This is a genomic window from Methylobacterium sp. WL6, assembly GCF_008040095.1.
Lineage (GTDB): Bacteria > Pseudomonadota > Alphaproteobacteria > Rhizobiales > Beijerinckiaceae > Methylobacterium.
The window spans coordinates 1-5,198 of record NZ_VRVH01000305.1 but is presented as its reverse complement, the minus strand read 5'-3'; the positions used below and the strand labels follow the sequence as shown (position 1 = coordinate 5,198).

At 61.1% G+C, this 5,198-nt stretch carries 2 protein-coding genes, 1 tRNA gene and 1 pseudogene; 2 read left to right on the top strand and 2 right to left on the bottom strand.

The annotated features are described in order from the left end of the window. Positions 1–223 (top strand): annotated as a pseudogene (locus FV230_RS24170) (glucan biosynthesis glucosyltransferase H); the annotation flags it as partial. A gap of 53 nt (positions 224–276) precedes the next feature. After that, positions 277–366 (top strand) — tRNA-Ser (locus tag FV230_RS24165). Between the two features lie 3,342 nt (positions 367–3,708). On the opposite strand, the gene FV230_RS31295 is transcribed toward FV230_RS24165, so the two are convergent. Continuing rightward, on the bottom strand, positions 3,709–3,834 hold the full coding sequence (locus FV230_RS31295; protein WP_279604258.1) for a hypothetical protein: 126 nt from the start codon (positions 3,832–3,834) through the stop codon (positions 3,709–3,711). A 41-nt stretch (positions 3,835–3,875) separates the two neighbouring features. Beyond that, positions 3,876–4,232, bottom strand: coding sequence for a hypothetical protein (locus FV230_RS24160; RefSeq protein WP_147844205.1), 357 nt, complete (start codon positions 4,230–4,232; stop codon positions 3,876–3,878). Between the last annotated feature and the right edge of the window lie 966 nt (positions 4,233–5,198).

The window sequence follows — 5,198 nt, the reverse complement described above, 5'->3', positions numbered from 1 at the left end:
GCTCCACGCCGACCCGGCCCTGGCGGACGCCCACACCCGCATGCTGCCGAGCGCCGAGCCGCGCCCCCGCGGCCGGGTCGACGTCGACCACACCCTCGCTCAGGCCAAGGTCGTCGAGGCCGAGACCCTCGACGAGGCCCGCACCTGGCTCAGCCCCAAGGAGCGCATGGCCCTTCTCCACGACCGCGCCCTGCTCGACCGCCTCGTGCGCCTCGCCCCCTGACCCGATTTTCCCGATGTCCGGCGGCCCCGAACTCCGCTACAACCCGATCCGCCGGAAGGGTGGCTGAGTGGTTTAAGGCAGCGGTCTTGAAAACCGCCGTGGGGGCAACTCCACCGTGGGTTCGAATCCCACCCCTTCCGCCACATTTCTGATCCAGACGGTCATGTGTGGTTCTCTGGGCTGAACGTGACGCCACCCATCAGGTGCCGCTAGCCGAGGCGTTAAATGATCTGTTCGAAAAGCATGGGCTGAAGCGAATGGCCGACGAACAGCAACGTCTGCGTGGCGGCGCCCCCAGTAGAGCCCGTCGTGGGGGGAACAGAAGCGCCGATCCCGCAACATAGAGTTTGCTACGACTTTCGTGCCACCTTCCGGTGAGCGTAGCCAAGACTCAAGTTTGGTGTCGTGAAAACCCTCGTTTTCGCGGTCTGCCTACGTCTGCATCGGGGCGAACTGCTCATGTCGGCTTCTGGCGCTCTGCGGACATATCGCCGACTGTCACGGTCGGTGGAATACCGCGGCCACAGCGTTGACTGGAGTCCACTCCGAAGGTCCGATGCCGCTTAAGATGGGTGATCAGGACCTAAACCCTTGATGTCGTACCCCTTCGGTTATGGCTGAGAATGCTGGCGCCCCCCCTCTACCCATCCTCATTTCTACCCTCCGGTTATCTACCTGCGCGAACAAAAGCGTGAATACCCCATTTGGGCAAATGCTTGGGCACGCCCGATAAAATCGAGAAAAAAGCAACAAAATCAAAGTCCGGTATCGGACACTTGTCCGACCGGCGTGCAAGATCGCGTCCACGCCGCCGCGGCGCTTGAGCATCGGCATCGCGCTTCGGCACGGCTACCCCTCAGCCGAGGCTGGCGACAGCGCCGTATTGCTGGTGTTCTGCGAGTGCGGGCACTGCGGAGCGATGTCGTTCGACGGCCTGCCCGACGATCTGCCTGTTTCGGACGTCGCGCTGTGGCTGGTGTGCTCGGCTTGCGGGCGGAGGGACCGGGTGTCAGCACCCGGACGGACTTTTCGGGCGCACTCACCCCGGCGCCGGGCTGAAACTGCGGTCACTGGAGTAGCGCAGCCGGCGGCTGACAGCAGCGTTGCACCACTTGGTCTGTGTCTCTATCACCGCCGGCCGACATTCAATGGGCCCAAAAATCGTCGATCATCAATGAGACTCATAAGACTAACTTCCTGATTAGCTTAGGTTGATTGTGGCAGAATTTGGCCGCTCGTCATCTGTACTGACCGTCAACTGGAAGTTTATATCGTGCTTTTTTGGAACGGTTTTCAGTCCGCAGATATTACAAGCGAAATTTGTCTTGGGTCCCCAAGAAGGGAACGTGGGCGTACGATGCGCATCGCAAGAGATATCTGCCGTTCGTGTGGTATTGATATACTGATTTTTTTCGGCAGAGATTGCGCAATAACTCAAGTTAAACTGCAGGACCGTCAGCAGCATTGCAACTGCATGGCAGATGAGCACTGCCCTATGGTAACGTTGTCTATGGTGGCGCATGGTTGTGAGCCGATGCCGGCAAATGGTCGCCCTTACAAAAAAGCGTAAGACAGTAGCTCCAGAGCGAAAGGTATTGAAGAATGACCCAGACTGCTCAGCATGATCTGGGCCGCAGAATTCGGCGCCCTGGTATTCAACCCGCGTCGCGTCGAGGCGATCGTCGACACCTGGATCCGATACGGGAACCAGACCTACCGGCGGGCCGGGCCGGCCCGGGGCGGCCTGTCTGAGTGGCTGTTTGGGATGTCAGGCGGTAAGCCGGAAAACCATCGCGGCGTCGCCAATGTGAGACCCCTCCCATCAGCAACGCCCTCCCCCGACGAGATTCGCCTACGACGCTCGGTGGGTGTGCTTCGTCATCGGTTCTTGGGCGCGCATCGTGGCCGAGGGGCCGTTTGCGTTGATCGTACGAAAAAGCCCGCCGTGGCCGGAGCCGGGCGGCCTCAAGTTTGGCTCGCGTGGAAAAACGTGGGGCGGAAGTGCCTCACACGAGGCGCCTACGCGATCCACGTGCCAACGAGACGACGCTCGTCGATAGCGATTGCATCCGGGTTGCCGGCTCGGTCCCCGTCGCCTTCTGCAGCTCGACGCGGCCCCTCGAGAAGCCGTCCAGCCAGGCAAACCGAAGGCCGAATGCCATATCCACAGGTTGAACCTTGCGAGCACTCAAGAGTTAATAGCCAAGCTGAAACTCGTCCATAATGGTCGGGATTCGCGTCGGGACGGCCATGATGGTGAAGCGAACTGCGACGTTCGGATTGGTTCTGCTCGCCATGGGCGGATGTTCAAGGCTGCCATTGGGATCCAACGCCTACAGCTCCTTGCCTCCGGCTGGAATACACACAGCGGAAACGCCATCCGTCGCCGATTCAGCGGCTCCGCTCGGACGAGACGTTGCCCTCGCACCGGTGGTTATTCCCGGCACTCTCCTGACGCTTCGAGCGAACGATGGCCGGCGAGGTGTGAACCCGACTGCTGCGCTCGAAGCCCCTGGACGTGGCCACTTGCTGACCCAGCCGGTGCATTCTGGGGATCACTCACAGGCAGCGCTGGTCAACCGGCCTCGCAAGTTGATCGACGGAGACGTGAAAGCGACTGGATCGACAGTAGCGTCGGCGCCCAGCGAGCGAGATCGCCCGGTTATTAATACGCAGGATTACAACCGTGAGGTCGTGATGGATCGGTTGGTGAAGGGGGGCAGCGCTGCAGCAAAACCTATCTGCTCAGGCTGCTGACCCAACTGGGTCTCAAGCGTGTTTGGTGTCGGCATAGAAACCTGTCCCGGCCGAAGCTGGGCGCGCTGGTCTGCCGATCTCCCCGGTGCTGGTTACGCGCGTCCCTCGGCAAGGGTTAGCCGGATCACAGGCAAGAAAAAGCTCGGCGCAGGGGGGGCCGGCCAGGCCTCGGCTGACAGCCATTCTTAAAGTCTACGTGCTTTCCTGATCTCATCATCGTCTGCGGCGATAAACCCGGCAAGCACCCGAGCTGGCGTTGTGTAGACGATGCGAAATTTCTTCGGCATCTGTCCACATCCGACGCACACTGCATAGTCCCAACGACGCCATACCCGCTCGTTGCGTGCGTCGGTCGCTTTCTGTCTCGCTTGTCCTTCCTGAATTGCGCGTCGGATTTCCGCAGTCTTTTCATCGCTACTCAAGCTCGAGCTCGGAGGTATGGCTGGCCGTGGCTGCAATTTACCTTGGCTGAAAGCTGGCGTGGATATGCCAAATACAATGAGTGGAATCGCATGGGTGATACGCATTGAGAATCCTAGATATGTTGACTGATTTTCCTTGTTATAGAGGATACGACCTGAAGCGCTGGAAAGTTTCTCCCTCTAGAAAAATCTCTTTTGCTAATTGAGGGGCGATCTTTGGCTCTGATCGAAGGGCCCGCCACGGACTCCATGAACTGATTCATATCTTCTGATCGGCGAATCGAGATCGGGGCATTATTTCCCGGATCAGGGATCGTGTGTTGCTGTCAGATCCCGCAGGATCATCGCCGCCACCAACATCAGGACCGCACCACCGAGGCCCGCCATCCAGAGGTGGCCGGCGGTGAACGCACCTTCGGGGCAGGTCTTCATGCTGGTGGCGCTCCCGGCACGACGAGATAGCCCGTGCTAGATCAGGCGCCGATATAGGGGCGAGCTCGGTCGATGATCGGCCGGATGGCGATCAGGAAGACCACCGCGGACACGCCGGATCCGACGCCGATGCCGAGCGCGATTCGGTTCCGACGCGGCACCGTGCCGTCGACCGCACCTGGCGCCGCCGCGTGCAGCACGGACGCGACCATGGACGGCATCACGATCGGCGCTACCACCTCAGCCGTCAGCAGCCACTCCGGCGCCTTCGCGAGCCGGTAGACAAGCGAGTAGAGGTTCTGGCACCAGTGCGAGAGTAAGCTGAACCAGATCCCGACGATGAGGAAATCGGACCGGCGCGGGTCGGCCTTCCAAAGCGCCGACCCTGCGTCCCGCAAGTAGGCGTACAGGACCGGGCTGTTTCAGCGTCGCCGCCACCAGATCGTTCGTCTGCGCCGTGATGCGGCACATTCCCTGGCCACGGTCGCCGAACGTCTAAGCTTCGGCGGCCATTCGCTCGACGAACACCAGCTCCGCCGCTACCTCTCTCGTTGCGCCAAGCGCTCCGCAAAGAAAGGCCGACTCACCGAGAAACGCCGGCCGTCCCAGTTCCAGCGCAGGCTCGGAGCACCACGATCCGCGGTACCGCCCACGTTCGCGACCACAACCGATCCGTGCCCCATCATTCTGATGGACACTCGTGCGACCAGCGTGCTCAAGCGCGTCCACGTCGCCGACGGCGCCTGAGCATCGGCATCGGTGCTTCGGCCCGGCTCCCCTCAGATCGGGCCGGCGACGGCACCGCGTTCCCAATCCGATTCGTATTGATGGGCGCCGATCAGGCTTCGACATTCATGCAAACCATGAGATCGTGCGACGCCTCGACCAGCAGGTCGAATGGGAACTCGGAGGAGCGGTACACGCGCTATCGCTGTTCCGCCCCCCTTCGCGCGTGGTTCTCAAACCTTGGTTGCCGGTGCGGAACGCTTCGCTCACCCGGATCCCATCGACGCGCCTGAGCCGGGGAGATCAGCACGGCTGCTCACCGTAGATCCGCGCGAACCTCTTCAAGCTTCGCGTTGCCGACGCATCCGACTGCGGGCTCGAACGTCGTCCCGACAGACGAAGCGGTGACGAGAGCGGAACGAATTCCGTTTGTCTACGGCGTGAGGGCCACAGGATGACCTTATGACCGGCATGTCACACGTGCCAAAGAATGTCCGTGGCCGTCGTATGAAAGGTCGCGTCGCCGTTCGAGTAGATGCCGGCGACGCCGTTGTTGTTCCATCCCGCCGTGTTGACCGCCGCGTCGCCGGAATAGGCGTGGCCGTCCAGGATCATCTCGTGAACGTAGAGGTTCCGGT

What these genes read in the sequence shown, in the direction of transcription:
- FV230_RS31295 (WP_279604258.1), bottom strand. Translation starts at nt 3,834, where the DNA reads ATGAAGACCTGCCCCGAAGGTGCGTTCACCGCCGGCCACCTCTGGATG.